The organism is Lactobacillus paragasseri, assembly GCF_003584685.1.
Taxonomy (GTDB): domain Bacteria; phylum Bacillota; class Bacilli; order Lactobacillales; family Lactobacillaceae; genus Lactobacillus; species Lactobacillus paragasseri.
Genome location: NZ_AP018549.1, coordinates 163,089 through 183,605 on the forward strand (window position 1 = coordinate 163,089; position 20,517 = coordinate 183,605).

8 protein-coding genes are annotated in these 20,517 nt (G+C 37.6%); 7 read left to right on the plus strand and 1 reads right to left on the minus strand.

The features are described 5' to 3' along the window. Window positions 1-51: 51 nt before the first annotated feature. The 5 genes from LpgJCM5343_RS09575 to LpgJCM5343_RS00730 all read left to right on the plus strand — a co-directional run bounded on the left by LpgJCM5343_RS09575 (window position 52) and on the right by LpgJCM5343_RS00730 (window position 16,644). Window positions 52-6,261, plus strand: a complete 6,210-nt coding sequence (locus LpgJCM5343_RS09575; protein ID WP_252148267.1) for an MBG domain-containing protein — start codon at window positions 52-54, stop codon at window positions 6,259-6,261. 69 nt (window positions 6,262-6,330) lie between these two features. Then, on the plus strand, window positions 6,331-11,133 hold the full coding sequence (locus LpgJCM5343_RS00715) for a mucin-binding protein (protein WP_252148268.1): 4,803 nt from the start codon (window positions 6,331-6,333) through the stop codon (window positions 11,131-11,133). Window positions 11,134-11,244: 111 nt separating this feature from the next. Continuing rightward, window positions 11,245-12,462 carry an MDR family MFS transporter gene (locus tag LpgJCM5343_RS00720; RefSeq protein WP_020806622.1) on the plus strand — a complete coding sequence of 406 codons (1,218 nt, stop codon included), beginning with the start codon at window positions 11,245-11,247 and terminating at the stop codon, window positions 12,460-12,462. A gap of 118 nt (window positions 12,463-12,580) precedes the next feature. Continuing rightward, window positions 12,581-13,576: a tagatose 1,6-diphosphate aldolase gene (locus LpgJCM5343_RS00725; protein WP_020806621.1), complete on the plus strand. Its 996-nt coding sequence runs from the start codon at window positions 12,581-12,583 to the stop codon at window positions 13,574-13,576. Between the two features lie 164 nt (window positions 13,577-13,740). Beyond that, the gene (locus LpgJCM5343_RS00730) at window positions 13,741-16,644 is read left to right on the plus strand and encodes an LPXTG cell wall anchor domain-containing protein (protein WP_113532461.1); all 2,904 of its coding nucleotides are present in this window, start codon (window positions 13,741-13,743) and stop codon (window positions 16,642-16,644) included. Window positions 16,645-16,737: 93 nt separating this feature from the next. Here the strand turns inward: LpgJCM5343_RS00730 and LpgJCM5343_RS00735 are convergent, their stop codons facing one another. Beyond that, window positions 16,738-17,496, minus strand: a complete 759-nt coding sequence (locus LpgJCM5343_RS00735; RefSeq protein ID WP_020806619.1) for a MurR/RpiR family transcriptional regulator — start codon at window positions 17,494-17,496, stop codon at window positions 16,738-16,740. A 124-nt stretch (window positions 17,497-17,620) separates the two neighbouring features. On the opposite strand from LpgJCM5343_RS00735, the gene pfkB reads away from it, so the two are divergent. Both pfkB and LpgJCM5343_RS00745 read left to right on the plus strand, forming a co-directional pair. After that, window positions 17,621-18,547 carry a 1-phosphofructokinase gene (gene pfkB / locus LpgJCM5343_RS00740; protein ID WP_101890914.1) on the plus strand — a complete coding sequence of 309 codons (927 nt, stop codon included), beginning with the start codon at window positions 17,621-17,623 and terminating at the stop codon, window positions 18,545-18,547. Between the two features lie 18 nt (window positions 18,548-18,565). Further along, window positions 18,566-20,497, plus strand: a complete 1,932-nt coding sequence (locus LpgJCM5343_RS00745) for a fructose-specific PTS transporter subunit EIIC (protein WP_101890915.1) — start codon at window positions 18,566-18,568, stop codon at window positions 20,495-20,497. Window positions 20,498-20,517 lie beyond the last annotated feature (20 nt).

The following is a 20,517-nucleotide window of genomic DNA, read 5'->3' on the forward strand; positions in this document are numbered from 1 at the left end:
TATCAGTGGGAGAATACTTTCTCCGTTCTTAAGGCTTTAACCGGTGCAACGATGACCATTAATCTTAAGCACAAGATCCAGGAAACACAAGAACAACAAACTCGTAAGCCGACTGTGAACTATATTAAGGCTAAAGTTAATGCCGATGGTACTTATACGCCAGACGGGTCTGCATTTACTTCTGCTGTCCTTGATGTGTACTACTCAAGAACTAAGTCAAAGGATCTGGTTACTAAGAAAGTTACCTACACTCCATGGCTTTGGGATACCAAGCAAGGGCAGAATGGTTACCATGTTGAATCAGGTACATGGACTAGTCTGCCACAGCAGTGGGCAGCTGTTGTTGCAGATGTGCCGACATTAGATGGTTACACTGCCGCTAAAGTTACCGATACATCAGGTAAACTAGCAAATCAATTTGTCTTCCCAACTTGGAATAATTCAGATCAAGGGACATCTGATATTAATAAGGAATCTTTAGCATATACTGAGAACGCCCCAATCTATGAAGCACGTCCAGTTCATACTGTTTTGTATATTCCTAATGAAACTACTTCAAGTACAGTAACTGCGAAATTTGTAATTGCTGGCGGTGACAAGAATGGTCAACAATTTGCGCCTGACTCACAGATACAAGTGTTTTATGACCGAACTGGTAGTTTAAACGTCGCCAATAATAAGATTACTTATGGTAATTGGCAGTTTGATCAAAACGCAGGGGATAAAACTACTCCAGGCTTCCATGTGATTTCTGGTAACTGGTCAGATGGAATTAAGACAGGAGCTACGGCTGGCTTTACAGTGATTCCGCCTGATGGTAATAATGAGTACGTTGCTGTAACAAAATCTATTCACCCTTATGTTGCGGGATTTTATTACTCTACGATTCAGTTTGCTAATCCGACAGGAACCACCTTCCCAAATGCTACTGATAACACTTGGTTTAACCGTAATGTACTAACTACTTACTATGTGCCAACTTCAATGGTAAATAAGACCGTAACGCGGACAATTACAATTACTGAACCTGGTCAAGATAGTAAGACGATCACGCAAACAGCTAAATTAACTAGACAGGTAAGAGTTAACAATGATGATACCGGTGTTGTTTATGATGGCTTTGCAGGTAGCGGCTGGAGTACTGGTAACTGGGCAGCTCAAGATGTACCAACTTATGCTGGTTACACGATGTCTGTAAATCAAACAGTTAACGGGATTACTACTCCAATTCAACTTGTTAATGGTCAAATTCCAGCTGAAACGGTTAATGGTACTACCCAAGATACTGCAATCACCATTAGTTGGGGTGCTGTTACTACAGCTGCATTAACTGGTAATGGCAATAGTACTTACAATGGTCAAGCAATTACTAATGACGAGCTTAACAATGCATTGAAAGTAACTGTTACAGGACCTACTGCTAGTGCTGGTGCTTATACTCTTCAAGCGGGGGATGTTGCATTCTCTACTGATGGCACTAATTGGACTACTGCTTTGCCAACTAATGCTGCTAAGTACCAAGTTCGTTTAACTGAACAAGGCAAAACGAATATTGTTAACAAATATGGCAATAACAGTATTATTTGGACTCAAGATGGTAAGTCAACAATCACCAGTGATGCAACTTACACAATTAATAAGCTTGCTAGTGATGCAGTAATGGCTAATGCCCAGACTGGCAATTATGAGATGACCTACAATGGTGCTGCGCCAAGTTCAATTGATCCAAGCAAATTCGTCTTTACAACGACTGTTAATAGGCAAACTGTTACCCTTGATGCCACTGGCTTAGATAGCGGTGACTTTACTTGGGCTGATGGCACTGCGCCGGTTAACGTGGGTACTTACAAGGTTGTCTTGACTGCTGCTGGGTTAGCTAAGCTGAATGCTAATAATCCAAACTTTAAGTTAACTAATTCTGGCAACGGGACTTTCACGATTAACCAGGCAAATGCTTCAGCTATTCTTTCCGGTAGTGCAAGTCGTGAATACAATGGTCAAGCAGTCAGCGTTGATGATATCAACTCAACTAGCACTGGCGACAACATTACTTTGACCTTGCACTATCCAAAGGATGGTAATGCTAACTACTCGACGACTGTTAAGTTGAACAGTGGTGACTTCACGTGGAATACACCAAATGGTCAGGCACCAGTTAACGCAAGCGATCAGCCTTACACGATTAGTTTGAATAGTGATGCCATTGCAGAGATCATCAAGCAAGCTGTTGGTAGCGGTCAAAATGATGTAAGTAACGTTAAGTTTGCTAGTGATGCAATTAGTGGTAGTGCAAATTACACAATCACACCATTAGAAAGTTTAGCAGAACTTTCTAATATTACTAATGGTAATTACACGAAAGTTTATAACGCTGAAACTACTAACCAGATTGATGCTTCGAAGTTGCACATTACTGCAAATCTTGGCGGTCAAAATGTGGACTTAGATACTACAGGAATCACTGGTAGTGACTATCAATGGGTTGATGCAAGTGGTGCAGAATTGACTTCTAATCCAAAGAACGTTGGTACTTACTACATCAAGTTAAGCGATACTGCTTTTGCTAGATTGCAAGCACAAAACCCTAACTTCAAATTGACAAGTAACGACGGATTAGGTGTTTATACGATTACACCAGCTACTGCTAATATTACTTTTGGCGGTACTAACTCTCGTGTTTATAACGGTCAAGGTACCACTACTACAGAAATTAACAGTAACGGTCAAATTAAAGTTCACTTTACTTTCCCGGGCTCAGTTTTAGATGCCTCTTATACGCTTAAAGATCGTGATTATTACTTGGTTGATCAGGATGGGGCTGGTTATGATGGTGCTCAAATAATTAATGTTGGCACTTATACGATTAAGCTGACCCAACAGGGGATGCAAAATGTCATTGATACGATTCATCAACTATCAGGTAGTGGCGATAGCGGCTATAACATTAATGTTGACCCCGCAACTCAATTGGGTAACTTAACTTCAACATTTAATATTGTTCCTTCGCAAAATACGATTAGCGTTTCTGGTACACAAACTGAAACCTACAATGGTTCACCAATTAATGTTGTCTACAATGCTGATGGCACTAACAGTGTGAAGGTTTCAATCGCTCAAACTAGTGGTAATACCACTGGCGCTGTCGCAAGTTTAGCCGATGTAGCCCTTGATTCAGGTGACTTTGCAATCGTTAACGATCCAGCCGAAAATGCAGGTAGCTATCAAGTTAAGTTGACTGATGCTGGCTTAGCTAAGATTCAAAATGTAGTTGGCGATAATTATCATATTAGTATTGATCCAAATGCTTTTGGTACTTTAGTAATTAAAAAATACAAGGCTAGTGCAGTCTTCAGTGGTGATCCTTCATACACTTATACCGGAACGCCTGTTAGTGCTGATGATTACTTGGGTAAATACTCAATTACGTTAAATGAGCCTAACAATCCAACTTATAACTTGGTTGCTGGCGATATTGAATTTAAAGTTGACGGTAATTGGACCCCCCAAGCTCCTGTTAAAGTTGGTAAGTATGATGTTCGCTTATCACAGTCAGGCTGGAAGCACATTAAGGCAATTAATAGCGATAATGTTGAATGGTCTGCTACTGCCTCTGCAGGAACCGGCACTTACACTATTAATCAGGCTAAAGTTACCGCTGAGCTTAGTGGTAATAACTCAATGATTTACAATGGCTCACATGTAACTACTGCTGACTTGTATACTGAGGGTTCAACAATTAAGGTAGCTATTAACGGTACTGGAATTGCCAACTTGCCAAAGAGCTTCACTTTAGAAGATGGTGACTATACTTGGTCAACGAGTGATAACCAATCGCCAGTAAACGTTGGTAATTACACGATTAAGTTGACACAGGCTGGTATCAATAAGATCCAAAGTCAGATTGATCAGGTTGTGGGTGCTGGTAACGTGGGCCTTACGACAACTACTGACGACGGAGGCTCTGCAAGCTTTGAGATTAAGCAGGCAGTTGCTGCTAACGTTCAACTATATGGTGGAGAAAATACTATCTATAATGGCAATCCAGTCAGCTTTGATCCAACTAAGACTGAAACAGCTAACAACTTTGGCTTCCATAACGTTGAAAACTTAACAGTTCCTACTTTCACAGCTAGTGACTTTACTTGGTATGATGGTCAAGGCAATAAACTTTCATCTGCACCAACTAATGCTGGTACTTATTACTTGAAGCTGAATACTCAAGGTGAAAAGGCCTTTGCGGATGCTAACCCTAATTACACTTTTGAAGAAAATGGTAAGAGCACAATTTCTGGAGAAATCCCATATGTAGTAACTCCAGCTGAATTAACAATTGGTGTTTCAGGTAGTGCTTCTAAAGTCTTTAATGACAAGAATGCTGAAATTACGCAAGAGCAAATCAACAATGGCGATATTAAATTAGTTTGGGGCAATTCAACTACTGAGCCAACTGATTTAGGTAAATTTACTTTAACTCCATCTGATCTTGAAGTAGTTGATGCCAACGGCAAACATGCTATCCATGCTAATGCCGGGATTGGTGCCGATGGTCAACCTGTAAAAGGTAATCCTTACAAGGTTCAATTGACTGCTGACGCTATTAAAAGAATTAAGCAATTATCAGGTGCTGCTAATTATAAGATTAGTCAGTCAGCTAAGAGCGGTGAGTACTTCATTTATGAACATAAAGCTGAATTAACCTTAACTGGTAATCAAACGACTGTTTATGGAACAGCAATGCCATTTAGTCCAAGTAAGTATCAATTAGCCTTTACTAATTGGCTTTCTACTGATTTACCAGTTCCAAACTTAACTTGGAAAGACAACAAGCTTTTAAATAATGATAATGATACTGGACTTACCTGGACAGTTGGTGACTTATATGTTGAAGGCTATCCGGATGGTGGTGTTCCAACTAATGTCGGCACTTACCGCGTAAAAATTTCTAAGCAGCTAACTGATAAGTTACGCCAATTATTCCCAGACTATGACTTCTCGGGTAACATTGGGGAAAACGGTGTTGATGAACAGGATAATGAAGAGATTGTTGAACCAAGTCATACACCAGCTTCATATGTTATTACGCCAGCTAATACAACGGTAAAAATTACTGGGGCTCAACATGTGAAATATGGTGAATCGACTAACATTAATGTTGGTGATTACAGTATTTCTATCACCGCACCTGTTCACAATGAAACTGTTGATAATAATGCAGAACGAATTTATACAAACGTAACTTTAGCTGCTGGTGATCTTGAGTTTGTTACTGTACCTACTAATGTGGGTACTTATCAAGTTAAGTTATCAGCACAAGGTTTGCAAAAGCTTAAAGATTTAACGGGTTCAAGCAACTATGATTGGACGCAAGCTGCGGATGCTAAGGCTAACTTCTTTGTTGAACAAATGCCAGTAACTATTGCTGTTTCAGGTCAATCAAGTGTAACTTATGGTACGCAAGATTGGCTCAATGCAATTAAAGTAAACCCATCTGGCTATGTATTAACAATTACCACTGAAAATGGGGCTGCTCTAAGTTATCACACAGTTGATGGTGATCTAGTATTTAACCAAACCCCAGGTAATGTTGGTGAATACCAAGTAGAATTGTCTGCACAAGGTTTGGCTAACATTGAAGAAAAGCTCGGCACTAATTACTCATACCCACAAACCGCTGCTGATGTAACTGCGAAGGGAACATTCACGGTTAAACAAGGTGAAGTTACTGTTACTCTTAATGGTAGTGACGGCAAAACTTATAATGCCGTACCAACCTTATCAAGTGGTCTTAACTTAGATAAGTACAACGTAACTTACTCTGCTACGGTTTACTCCGCTGATGGTAAAGCACAGACTCTAACTTTGACAGCTAATGATTTACAAATTATTGGTGATGCAACTAATGTCGGTACTTATCAAGTAAAACTATCAGAAATTGGCCAAGAAAAGCTAAAAGCATTAACTGGTAATCAGGGTGCTAACTACAAGTGGGCATTTAATACTAATGCTGATTATGTAGTAAAAGCAGCCACAGCTAGTGCAGAACTTAGTGGCTCTAACCAAAAGACTTTTGATGGAACTGCTGTAACAACTGCTGAAGTTAATAGCAATGGGCAGATTTTAGTTCACCTTACTTACCCAGGCTCTAATGTTCAAAGTACTTACACTTTGCAAGACGGTGACTACATTTGGGAGACTGAGGATGGTCAAATAATTTCTGCACCGACAAATACTGGTACTTACACTATTAAGTTGAACAAGTAGGCTATCTTAGTTCACTTACAAGCTGCTCTGAACCAGCAAGCTGGTTTAGGTGACAATGATCAGTCTAATGTGACTGTTTCAGCAGATAAACTAAGTGGTCAAGCAAGCTTTAAAATTAATCCACAAACACTCACTGACGTAACAATTTCTGCACCTGATCAAAGTAAGACTTATGATGCTCAAGCAGCGGATCTTGATGTTAATGGAATAACTATTACTGCAAATGGAATCGTTGCTAATAATCCATTAGTAAATCCGGGTATTAGCGCTAGCGACTTCACTTGGTATGATGAAACTGGTAATAAGCTTGAAAGTGCACCGGTTGATGTTGGAACTTACCAGGCACGCTTAAATGCAAGTACGCTTGCTGAATTGCAAAATACAAATCCAAACTATCAATTTAGCTCTGTAGCTGGTTTGATTAACTACACAATTAATCCAGCTCCTGCCACTGCAAAAATTAGTGGTTCAGCTGATCGTGACTACAATGCTCAAACTACTTCTGTTTCGGATGTAATGAACAATATCAAGTGGAAGGCAACAGGTTTAGTTACTGACCAAGAGCTTAATCTTAATGGTTTAACTGCTAATAGTTATGCTTGGTACAGTAAAGATGCTGACGGTAACTACGTTGCAATGACTGGTAATCCAGTAAACGCTGGCACTTACTACTTACGCTTGACTAAGGATGCAATTGCACAAGTAAAAGCTGATAATTCAAATTACAACTTTACTTCAGTTGATGGCGAATTTACTTACACGATCAACGTTGTAAACGGTACTGCAACTCTTAGGGGCTCATCTTCTAAGACTTATGATGGTCAAGCTGCAACTACTGCTGAAGTGAATAGTACAAACGGTGATATTATTGTTAACTTTGCTTTCCCAGGATCAAGTGCTCAAAGTACTTATGCTTTGCAAGCTGGAGATTACATTTGGGAGAACAAGGATGGTCAAGAAATATCAGCACCAACTAATGCTGGTACTTACACTATTAAGTTAAGTGCAGATGGTATTACAAACTTGCAAAACGCAATCAACCAATATGCTGGCCAAGGAAATGTAACTTTAGACACACAAGATCTTTTAGGTGCTGCTGTTTACACAATTAAGCAAAAAGCTCTTAATGTAATCCTTGGTAATAATAGTACTGGTACAGATGGCAAGACTTACGATGGTCAGCCAGCAGTAATCAATACTCAAGCTGAAAACTTTGGCGTGTTCACCACTAGTGGCCTAGTAAATGGCGAAGACTTGAATGCCGCTAACTTAACTAATGACGACTACGAATGGGTAGACGCAAATGGTAAGGCAATATCAGCACCAACTAATGCTGGTACTTACTACATTTCTTTGACCGCAAATGGATTGAAGAAATTACAAGCTGACAATCCTAACTACGCAATTTCTGAAAGTGGACAATTTACTTACGTAATTAGTCCAGCTGAAGAAAATGTAACAATTTCTGGTAGTCAGGAAAGCACATCAACCTCAATTGATAATGCAAACTTCACGGTTCACGCTCCAGCAGGTATTACAGTTCCAACAGGGATGACTTATGAGTTTGCAACTGGAGTTCCATCTGAATCTGGCGTTTATGTAATTAAATTAACTCCAGAAAGTATCGCTGCTCTTGAAAAAACAAATCCAAACTACAAGCTGAATATTTCTTCAGACGCTAGATTTACCTTGGATGCAACTTTAAGTATTGAGTTTGAAGATACACAAGATGGTAATAAGCAAGTCGGTAAGACAATTACTAAGACAGGTGTTGCTAATTCAACTATCAATGATCTTAAATTAGTTGTTCCTGACAATTACGAATTAGCTCCAGATCAAGAATTACCAACTAGTTATACTTTTGGTAAGACATTGAATCAAAACTTGTATATCAAGTTAGTTCATAAGTTGAATGAGCTTAATCCAACTGATCCAAGTACTAATCCACATCCAACTAATAAGAATTGGTTCAGAGAAAATGGCTTAGTTAAGGACGTTACTCGGACAATCAACTACGAAGGATTAAGTACAGCCCAATTAGCTCAAATTCCAGAAACTCAAAAAGCTCAAACTGTTGAGTTTACTAGAACTGCTAAGTATGACTTAGTTACTGGTAAGATTGTTGTAAATAGTGAAGGTTCATGGACTGCAGTAGATGGTAAAGATATCTTCGCTGGCTTTACTCCATTTGCCTTTGCTGGATACACAGCAGCTCCTGCTAAGGTTGAGCAAGTGAAAGTAACTGGTAATGATAAGAATAGTCAAATTACTGTTACTTACACTGCAAACAATCAAACAGGTAAGATATCTTACGTTGATAGTGATGGTAAAGAAGTTGGCCAAACCACAATCAGTGGTAAGACTGGTGAAACTGTCAAGGTAACGCCAGAAGCACCAACAGGCTGGCAAATTGTTTCAGGCCAAGATATTCCTAAGAGTGTTACAGCAACAGCTACTGGTATTCCAACAGTAACTGTGAAAGTAGAGCACAGTACAATAATCGTTACTCCGGAAACCCCTGAAAAGGATATTCCAACAGGTCCAGTACCTGGTGATCCAAGCAAGAATTACGAGAAGATGGAAAGTTTAACAGCTTCACCAACTCGAACAATTGTTGTAACTGACCCAAGCGGTAAGACTACTAAGGTCACTCAAACTGTAAACTTCACTAGAACAGCAACGTTTGATGAAGTAACAGGCGAGATAACTTACAGTAACTGGGCAAGTTCTGAACCAACAGAATGGTCAGAATACACAGCACCGGAAGTGGCAGGCTACACCGCAACTTCAAGTGTCAGTGCAAAAACGGTGACTGCTGAAACTGCAGATGAAACGGTAAACATTTCTTACACTGCAAACAATCAAACAGGTAAGATTTCTTACGTTGATAGTCAAGGCAATGAAGTTGGTCAAACTGCATTAACAGGCGAGACCGATCAAAGCGTTGCAGTAACTCCAGAAGCACCATCAGGCTGGAGAATAGTTTCAGGCCAAGATATTCCTAAGAGTGTTACAGCAACAGCTACTGGCATTCCAACAGTAACTGTAAAAGTAGAGCATGGAACAGTTATCGTAACTCCAGACACACCAGAAAAGGATATCCCAACAGGCCCAGTACCTGGTGATCCAAGCAAGAATTACGAGAAGATGGAAAGTTTAACAGCTTCACCAACTCGTACGATTGTGGTAACTGATCCAAGTGGTAAGACTACTGAGGTAACTCAAACTGTAAACTTCACTAGAATGGCAACATTCGATGAAGTAACAGGCGAGATAACTTACAGTAACTGGGCAAGTTCTGAACCAGCAGAATGGTCAGAATACACGGCACCAGAAGTAGCAGGTTACACTGCAACTTCAAGTGTTAGTGCAAAACCAGTGACTGCCAAAACTGCAGATGAAACAGTAAGCATTTCTTACACTGCAAACAACCAAACAGGTAAGATCTCTTATGTTGATGGCGATGGTAAGGAAGTCGGTCAAACCACAATATCTGGCAAGACTGGCGAAACAGTCAACGTAACTCCACAAGTTCCATCGGGTTGGAAGATTGTACCAGGTCAAGATATTCCTAAGACAATAACAATTAGCGAAAATGGTATTCCAACAGTAACTGTGAAAGTAGAGCGCAGTACAATAATCGTTACTCCGGAAACCCCTGAAAAGGATATCCCAACAGGCCCAGTTCCAGGAGATCCAAGCAAGAACTACGAGAAGATGGAAAGTTTAACAGCTACACCAACTCGTACGATTGTGGTAACTGATCCAAGCGGTAAGACTGCTAAGGCAACTCAAACTGTAAACTTCACTAGAACAGCAACGTTCGATGAAGTAACAGGTGAAGTTACTTACAGTGACTGGCAACTTGAAAAATCAACGTCTGCTAACCATACAGCTCAATGGGATAGCTACACTCCTCAGTTCATTACACACTATGTTCCAAGCATAGCTGAAGTACCTGCTGAAGAAGTGAACGCTAATACTGCTGACCGCCAAGTAACAATTACTTACACTCCTGCTTCAGAAAGCCAAGTAATTCGCTATGTTGATCAGAATGGTAAAGAAATTAGTACCCAAATTGTTTCAGGTAAGTACGGCTTAGATACAACATTTACACCAAAATTACCTAACAACTGGCAAGCTGCTAATACTATTCCAACTTCAATCAAGATTGGTGAAAATGGTGGTTTGACTACAATTGTCGTTGAAGCTAAGACTGAAAAAGTACAACAAGCTAAGACTGTTACTGAAACTATCCATTATCACACTGCTAATGGCAAACAATTATTTGCTGATAAAGAAATGGAAGTTAACTTCTTTAGAACTGGTGTAAAGAATCTTGTAACTGGTGAGATTACTTGGAATAACTGGAATAAAGATAAAGAAAGCTTTAATGAAGTTCTTTCTCCAAAAGTTTCTGGATACACGGCTTCTCCAGCTAAAGTTGCAGCTCAAACTGTAACTCCTAACTCAGAAGACCTAGTATTCAACGTAATTTACACTAAGAATTCACAAACTTATCCAACAATTCCAGAAAATAAACCAAATAAGCCACAAGAAGAAAATGTTTCTAAGCAAGAAACTAAGACTCAAGATAAACTCATTCACGAATATGGATATAAGAAACGTGCAGATGGTCGTTTAGTAGACCATACTGGTCATGTATATCCAGCAAGTAGCAAAGTTAAAGAAAATGGAGCTATCTACAGTGAAAATGGTGAACTATTATCAGTTGGTTCAAGAAGAAAACATGAATTGCCGCAAACTGGTCTTCATGACAATAGTTTAATTGCTGCAATTGGATCACTTCTTGCTGGTATTAGTATCTTTGGTTTACTTGGTGGACGGAAGAAAAAGGATGATGATAAATAAAACTGAATAGGTTTTGAAAGAGGCAATTTGCCTCTTTTTTTTAACTCTCGTGCAAAATAGTTCATTAATTGCTAGACTGAATGTAAGAGTTTTAGAGAAAAGGGTGAAAAAATGCACGGCAAACAGAATATTCAACCAGATGATGAGATTAAGCTTCATTGGCTTCTATTAGGTGAGTTATTTACCTGGATTGGAGCTAGTTTTATCTGGCCATTGACTTCGGTTTATTTAAATAAGAGATTACACGTATCTTTGGCGATGATTGGAATTGTACTGCTCTTTAACTGTTTAGCTAATATGCTTGGCTCCTTTGTTGCAGGTTGGGCGTATGATCATTTCAATCCCTATTATTTAATTATTGCAGGAGCAGGTTTAGATGCCTTAGTTTTGTTTGGAATGGCTGCTAATCATACTTGGCCGATTTATTGGGTTTGGATGACTTTGACTGGGCTACTTGGTGGCTGGAATGGGGCTTTAATTAATTCAATTGCAACTAGCATTAAGTCTAAGCCCGGCAGGTATGTTTTCAATACGATCTATTTTGCACAAAATCTAGGTGTGGTACTTGGTACTTTAATCGTAGGTTATATTTATGATTACTCTGTTACGATTTTATTCATTATTGCGGCTAGTCTTTTCGTAATTGTATGTATAAACTCAATTATTAATTATCGTCCAATTATTAAGTTTCATTTGGAAAGAAAAGCTCAGCAAAATACTAATAGTAAAAATAAGATAACCCCAATGCCTAGTGCTAATCTAAAATTAACTATTGGCTTTTTTACTACTTTGGCTGTGATCTGGCTAATGTACATGAACTGGGAGTCTAATCTTTCAGTTTATATGGTTTCTTTGGGCATTCCATTTCACTTATATAGTTTACTTTGGACAATTAATGCCAGCATTATTGTGATTGTACAGGCTTTTTTAAGTCGTTTTCCTAATACTTTTAAGAATTTATTCCATCAAGTTGTGTTCGGAGTTACAATGTTTGCTATCTCTTTTGTAACTTTAATTTTCGCAAAAGATTATGCACATTTTGTATTCTCAATGGTTACTTTGACTTTAGGTGAATCCACTGCGATGCCCGCAATGCCAGCCTATGTAAATGATTTATCTCCAGTTGAAAGTAAAGGAAAATACCAAGGATTAACAATTTCAACGTCTGCGATTGGTAGAGCCTTTGGTCCTTTATTTGGAGGACTAGTGATTGATAAGTTCGGCTATATCAATTTCTTTATTGTAGCTGCAGCTGGAATCTTTATGATGTTGGCAATTATTGTGCCGCTCCACGCACAATTGAAAGATAAGTTGAAAATATTTAGGTAAACTTTTACATGATTTTTCTCTTTAGATGAAAACCTTTACAGAATGTAAGCGATCTCTTCTATTTGTGAAAGCGCCATCTTATAATATAGATGTGCGGTTAAGTAAAAGGAGATACACAATGAGAAAAATTTCACCTGAAGTTGCAAAACATATGGACAATTTGTCTAATGAAGCTGGAGTAATCAGCGCATTAGCAATTGACCAAAGAGGATCATTAAAGAGAATGTTAGCTGAAGCAGCAAATAAACCTGCCGATGAAACAACAATCGTAGATTTTAAAGAAGCTGTTTCTAAAGAATTAACACCATATGCTTCCGCAATTTTAACGGATCCAGAATATGGTCTTCCTGCAACTAAGGTAAGGGATAAGAATTGTGGTTTATTACTATCTTATGAAAAGACAGGTTATGACACCACTGAACCAGGTAGAATGTGTGATTTAATTGCCGACCAATCAGCTTTAAGAATTAAAAATGATGGTGCCGATGCAGTTAAATTCTTGCTTTACTACGATCCAGACGAAAGTGATGAAATTAATGATAAGAAGAAGGCTTTCGTTGAAAGAGTAGGAGCTGAAACTAAAGCAAACGGTCTTCCATTTTTCCTTGAATTATTAACTTATGATGGCAAGATGGATGACGTTAAGAGCGAGGAATATGCTAAAGTAAAGCCTGAAAAAGTATTTAAGACAATTGAAGAATTTTCAAAACCTCAATATGACGTTACTGTTCTTAAGGTTGAAATTCCATTCAATATTAAGTACGTAGAAGGTTTCAATGGCGACAACAATGTTGTTTATACTCAAGAAGAAGCAAAGAAGTTGTTGAAGAAACAATCAGACTTAACTGATTTACCATACATCTTCTTATCAGCTGGTGTAACAAGTGAAGAATTCATTGCCGAAATTAAGATGGCTGAAGAAGCTGATGCAGACTTCAATGGTGTTCTTTGTGGACGTGCAACTTGGAAGCCAGCAATTAAGCCATTTGCTGCCGAAGGTGAAAAGCAAGGTAGAGAATGGTTATCAACTGAAGGTAAGAAGAATATCGAGAACTTGAACGATGCACTTAAGGGTGCTAAGTCATGGAAAGATAAGCTCGAAGTTGAAGATTAATAGATTAGTTTAATAACTAATGAAAAACAAGGCTAGAAATTTAGCCTTGTTTTTTTGTGGAAAATTTAGCTTGATTTTATATGTAAAATGCCAATGTTTATGCACTTGAAAAGCCATTTATAAGTTATTAGAATAAAAGAGTAATGTTAATTGGAGGAGAAAAAATGAAAGGATTAAAATACACAAGTTTAGCTGTGGCAGCATTAACTGCTACTATTTTGGCAAGCACCAATAATGGTAAAGTTCAAGCTGCATCAACTAATGAAAACGATACTGTTACTGTAGCAAAATCAGATCAAGAAAATGCTCAAGCAGCTGTTAATGAAGCACAGAATTCAGTTAATAATGCTCAAGCAGCTGTTGATAGCAAGAAGAGTGCATTAACTGATGCTCAAGCAAAAGCTAAAGCACCGGATAATGCTTACTCTGCTCAACAAGCTAAAGTAAATGACAGTCAAAAGAATCTTTCTGCTAAGCAAGCTATCGCAAAACAAGCACAAGATAAATTAAATAGTGTCACTGAAATTTCAAAGAAAGCTACTCCAGAAAATATTCAAAAAGCACAAAAGAGTATTGCCGCTCAACAAGATGCAATTAAAAATGCTAAGCAAAATGTTAGTGATGCAAATGTAGATTTGAATAAAGCACAAGCTCAATTAGCAACTGCTAAGCAAAAACAAGCTGATGCTCAAAATGTAGTTAATGCTAAAGAATCTGCTAAACAAACAGCCGATAAGAATGTTGCTAAGGCAGAAGCTGATGTTAAGAACAGCGGTTTAGATGAAGCAAAGCAAGACGTTGAAAAGGTTCAAACGACATTAAACGACATTAAAAAGACCAATGCTAACAATGAATCTATTTTAACTACAAATAAGTCTGCTTTAACTGAAAACAATCAAAAGATTGCAACTGTTAATAATAAGATTGCAACTGCAAATCAAGCTGTAGTAGATGCCCAAAACAATGTTAATACTAAACAACAAGCATTGGCTGATGCTAAAAAGGCTTTAAAAGATTTACAAGATCAAGTTGCTAAAGATCAAGCAAGTGGTGCGGCTGGTTTCTTTAAGTCAATTGCCGATAATAAAGATAATTCTGAAAGTTTAAGAGAAGATGCACGTACTGCATATGATATTGTTACTGGTAAGCCAAATGCTTACCAAGATATTACTGTAAGATGGGTTAAACAAGCTGTTGAGTTGGGTCAAGAAAAAGACTCTACTTCATTCAGTAATATGGAAAAAGCTCTAGGATATTATGAACATTGGATGACATACCGTGATAAGTATGGCTTGAGTCATCCATCAATTTCTTTAACTGCTGTTGCCATTGCAATGCTTAGTTCTGATTTTCAACATTATTCTGATGAATTTAATCACCCTATTTTATTAACTGCTAAATATGGTCCATTTTATGAAGATGAAGAAGATATTTCAGCTGGAGACGTTAATCCAATTGATAACTGGATGAGTGAAAAAGAAGATATCGATAACTATATTAAGGATCATCCAGATGCAGCTGCTTATAGTTTTGAAAGTAGTCATCCATTAACTGAAGATGATTGGGCAAGAGATGTTGATTTCTGGAGTAATAAACCAGTAGATATTGGTCACTATACTTCTATGATAAAACCAGATGCCAACTATGTTGGATTAGCTGGAAATGAATATGAGATTGAACCATTCATGGATAATGCAGATAGCATGGATGAAATTGAATTTGATCCAATTAACGGTATGGACTTCAATAGTTACCAAAATCTAGTTCACTCATATTTGCAAAACATTAAACAAGAAGATCAAATTAACACTCTTAAAGCTAACGTAGAAACCGCAAGCCAAAACTTAACTGCTGCACAAAATGCCGTTCAAGCAGCCCAAAACAATGTTAAGAGTTTACAAGCTAACTTAGCAGAATTAAACAATGGTTCTACTAAGATTAACAAGGCAATTGCTGATACTCAAGATGCTCTTGCAAAGGGCAGAGAAAATCTCGAATTTGAACAAAAGCAACTAGATCAAGCAAACAAGAATTTAGCAGCTGTACAAGCTAAAGTTGGTGCAAAGGCAAAAGCATTAGATGACGCAAAAGCTGCTCAAGCTAAGGCTGCCGATGCTTTAGCTCAAGCTCAAAATGTTTTAGCTGGAGCTACTGCTGCAGTGAAGTCAGCTCAAACAACTGTTGATAATGCACAAGGTAATGTTAATGCCAAGAACAAGGATCTTAAGGCTGCACAAGCAAGTCTAGAATCATTGAAGCAAACATTAAGTAGCTTAGAAAATGCTAAGGCTAACTTAGCAGCAGCTCAAGCAGCTTTAACTACCGCAAACAATGATGTATTAACAGCTGATAAAGATGTAAAAGCACAAGAATTAATTTTATCTTCTTTAGGAGAAGCCAAGGGTAAGTCAGATGCTCAAGTTGCAAGTGCAGAAAAAGATTTGGAGAAGGCTGAGTCAGATTTAGCTAATGAACAAAGTAAATTGGCTGCCGCAAAAGCTAAATTAGCTGAATTGAATAAAAAAGCCAACAACAATACTGGTAAGTCAGATTCTAAACCTGAAATTAATAATCAAAAACCTGCTAAACCAGCAACTAAGCCAGGTTCAGAAAGTGTAAATACTGAAAAGCCAGAACCTGATTTTTCAGGTAATAACAAATCAGATTCAAAGAAAGAACAAAATTCTACAGATAATGTAAAATCAGATGTTAAATCTGAAAACAAGTCAAATAAGACTAAGGAAGAATCAAAATCATCATCTTCTGTAAAGATTGTTGATAATGGTGACGACTCAGCTGCATCTGTTGTTTTAACTGGCTCTGATACCGCAGTTAAAGTTTTTGGTGAAAAGACTGTAAACGGCACGACTTACTACAAGATCGGAGCAAATCACTGGGTAAAAGCTGATAAAGCACATGTTGTTTCTATTGGTGGTCAAGCAACTACTAAACACTTGCCACAAACTGGTGCTAAGAATGAAATTATTGCAGCAATCTCAGGCTTAACAGTTGCTTCAGTTGGTATTGCTAGTGCAATGGGCATGAGCCGTAAGAAAAAGAATAACTAATTTATAAAATTTAAACATTTATACAGAAAGAGTTGATAAACAAATGGTTTATCAACTCTTTTTTCTATCTTTAAAATCAAGTATTAACAATAATTATTGCCTAGCAAAACCTGTTCTAACTGAATAAGCATCTGAAAAGATCCGAGTCATAATCTGTAAAGGTAGTCTAGAACGTACTTCATAGTCGGGGAAGTAGTTGGTTTTAGACATGTATCCCATAAAAGTTAATGTCGAAAGCGAAGCGAGTTGGCCGTTGGGATTAGTAGTAAAGGTAATAATAGGAACATCGTGGTGAGATAAGCTTTTAGCTGCATCAACTAATTCGGGCGTATTGCCGTTTAGGCTAATAAAAATAACCAGAGCGTCTTGTTTAATTCGCTTAGAGGCGGTTTTAATAATGTTAGGATCAGCATGGAACTCGACATATTTACCAGTTAGTTGAAGTTTAACCATAATTTCTTGACCAATCGATTCAGATAAGCCACGCGCAAAGATATAGACTACCTTTGCTTGTTTGGTCATAGAAATACTATCTTCAATATTGCTATAGCTAAGATTATGGAGAGTATTATTCATTTCAATCTCATTTTTGGTGATTACGCTCTTAATTTTATCGTCAGCGTCATTTAAAACGTCAAAGTTGCTATTAGAACGATCTTGCAACTTTAAAGATTCTCGATAAGAAGTATAGCCACTATAGCCCATCTTTTGCATTGTTCTAACAATAGTAGCTGTTGAAACATGAGCAAACTGGCTCAATTTTACAATTGACATTTTTGCAATTTTTTGCGGATTGTTTTGAACTATTTCCCATAAATGTAATTCCGCATTACTAAGATCATTATTTTGCATATTAGTACTTCCCTTTCTGTAAAACTTTACCACTTATTTTATAAAACGCTTTCAATTCGGAAAATCCTTACGTTCATATCTAAGTATACTAATAATGTAAGCGGTAAGAAAAGGGAGAAAACTCATGATTTATACAATAACACTTAATCCAGCGATCGATTTGGTAATTATTACTAAAAAATTAGAATCAAATACTGTTAATCGAACTGAAAATTTTGAGCTTCAACCTAATGGTAAGGGTGTAAATGTATCGTTTATTTTAAAAAAAATGGGTATAAAAAACATGGCGACCGGAATTGGAGGAGGCTTTACTCTTGATTACATTACAGCAGGTTTAGAGGAAAAAGGCATCAAGACTAAGTTTCTTAAGGTAAAAGAACCAACTAGGATTAATGTCTTTACACGAGTTTTAGATCAAAATGTGGAATACAAAGAAGTAAATCCTGGTCCAGAAGTTGGACAAGAGGTTCAAGATAAGTTCTTGAAATACTTAAAAGACACCTTAAAAGCAGACGATACTTTAATTATTTCAGGTAGTTTTTCAAGAGGAATTAAAGCAGAATATTTGGTTGAAATTGCGAAGATTACAGCAGAAAAGAAGGTCAAACTAGTAATTGATTCTAGTTCTAAAGTTGTGTTAGATACGCTGGAGTATCAGCCGTATTTATTAAAACCAAACGATCAAGAGCTAGCTAGTTTCTTTGATCTGAATGAAAAATTAGATCAGAAAAAGATTATTGAATTAGCTCGTAAGTTAATTAGTGCTGGCTGTCAAAATGTCTTGGTTTCACTTGGAGAGAATGGAGCAGCCTTAATTAATAAAGATCATGCCTACTTTGGCAATGCACCGAAAATTCAAGCACTTAATACGGCTGGTGCTGGTGATACAATGCTTGGAACCTTTATTGGAGAAAAAGAAAAAGATAAAAGTGATACTGCAGCTTTAAAATCTGCAATAGCAGCGGGTAGCGATACAGCTAGCCGATCGGGGTTAACAGATTTTAAATTAGAAAAATATTTAAACGAAATTCAAGTAAGTGAAATTAAGTAGTAGGAAGGATGAAATAAGATGGCTCAATATGATTTAGTTGGGGCAACGGGATGTGCTACTGGAGTTGCCCATACCTTTATGGCTGAAGAAGCTTTAGAAAAAGCTGCCCAAAAATTAGGCTATAAGATCAAAATTGAAACACACGGGCAAACTGGTGTTGAACACGAACTTACACCAGAAGAAATAAAAGAGGCAAAAGGTGTTGTTATTGCTTCTGATGTTGACGTTGATCCAGATCGGTTCGCTGGAAAAAGAGTGGTAATTGTTCCAGTTGCCAAAGGTATTAAAGAACCTGAAACTTTAATTAGAGAGGCATTAAGTTCGGACACGCCAATTTATAAGCCAGGGCAAACGGCTAAAAGTTCTACTGGAAAAAGTAGTGCTGGTGCTGAGAAATTAGGTACTAAAATTTATACTTCATTAATGAATGGTGTTTCCCACATGTTGCCATTTGTTGTGGCTGGTGGTGTTTTAATTGCTGTTTCATTCTTCTGGGGTATTTATTCAGCTGACCCTAAGAGTAGCCAGTATAATCAATTTGCCTACATGCTAAATACAATTGGTAGCACAACAATGGGATTGATGGTTCCAATTTTAGGTGCTTTTATTGCAGAAGCTTTAGCTAAAAGATCAGGGCTAGTTGTTGGTTTTGCAGCCGGGATGATTACCAGCGTTGGTGGTGGTGGCTTCTTAGGTGCGATCATTGGTGGTTATTTAGCTGCTGTTGTAGTACTTTTATTGCAAAAATTAATGAAACCATTGCCAGACAAAGAATTTAGAGGATTAAAATCAATTTTCTTATTGCCTGTATTAGGGGTATTCATCACTGGTGCAATTATGTTCTGGTTGAATGGACCAATTAAGGCAATTAATACAGGAATGATGTCTTGGCTAAAAGGTTTTGAAAATTCAAGTCCAATTCTTTTAGGTATTATCATTGGTGTAATGTGTGCCTCTGACTTTGGTGGACCAATTAACAAGGCTGCTTATGTAACTGGTACTGCACTTCTTGCTCAAGGTAATTACTACTTCATGGCAGGTGTATCTGCTGCATGTATTGCACCGCCTCTAGCAACTGGTTTTGCAGTTTTGTTAAACAAGAAAGCATATTCTAAGAACGAGCGTACTGCTGGATATGTTAACTTCTTATTAGGATCAACGCACATTACAGAAGGTGCAATTCCATTTGCTGCTAAACACCCATTATGGAATATTCCAGCATTTATGGTCGGTTCCGCAATTGCAGCAGCTTTGACTTATGTTTCTAGAATTCAAGTTCCAGCTCCTCATGGTGGTTTTATTATTTTGCCACTCGTTAATAAGCCATTTCTATGGGTATTATGGATCGTAGTCGGTGCACTAGTTTCCGGAATTTTACTAGCTTTAATTGCCGGTAGATTTGCTAAGACAGAACCACAATTTGAAGATGGTCCAGATATTGATGTCTTTGGTGAAGAAGAAAATGTTAACAAACCAGTAGCTGAAAAAGAAACTACTGACTATAACCCTAAAGATATTTTGGATACTCAAAATATTAAAATTAATGTTGATGTTCCAGATAAAGATTCAGCACTAAAGTATTTAGCTAACTTAGCTGTAAAGAATGGCTTAGCTTCTGATAGCGAGGAAGTTTATGATAAATATTTAGCTAGAGAAAAGGAAAGCCCTACAGGGATGACTGATGGTTTTGCAATTCCACATGCACAATCTACTGCTATTAAGCAATCTGCCATGCTTGTTTTGAAGTTGAAAAATCCGATTGATTGGAATTCCTTAGATGGGCAAAAGATTGATACGGTGATTTCTTTCTTAATTCCAGCAAAGGACAGTAAGACTCACTTACAGTACTTATCTAATACAGCTAAGTTGCTTACGCATAAAGACTTTATTGAAAAATTGAAGCAAGCTAACACGCCAGAAGGGATTAAGAAGTTATGTGATAAGGAATAGAAAGTTGGATTTTAATAATA

Excerpts from the sequence above, each read along its gene's own strand:
- LpgJCM5343_RS09575 (WP_252148267.1), top strand. The coding sequence starts at position 52 with ATGACCATTAATCTTAAGCACAAGATCCAGGAAACACAAGAACAACAA.
- LpgJCM5343_RS00720 (WP_020806622.1), top strand. The coding sequence starts at position 11,245 with ATGCACGGCAAACAGAATATTCAACCAGATGATGAGATTAAGCTTCAT.
- LpgJCM5343_RS00725 (WP_020806621.1), top strand. The coding sequence starts at position 12,581 with ATGAGAAAAATTTCACCTGAAGTTGCAAAACATATGGACAATTTGTCT.
- LpgJCM5343_RS00730 (WP_113532461.1), top strand. The coding sequence starts at position 13,741 with ATGAAAGGATTAAAATACACAAGTTTAGCTGTGGCAGCATTAACTGCT.
- LpgJCM5343_RS00735 (WP_020806619.1), bottom strand. The coding sequence starts at position 17,496 with ATGCAAAATAATGATCTTAGTAATGCGGAATTACATTTATGGGAAATA.
- pfkB (WP_101890914.1), top strand. The coding sequence starts at position 17,621 with ATGATTTATACAATAACACTTAATCCAGCGATCGATTTGGTAATTATT.
- LpgJCM5343_RS00745 (WP_101890915.1), top strand. The coding sequence starts at position 18,566 with ATGGCTCAATATGATTTAGTTGGGGCAACGGGATGTGCTACTGGAGTT.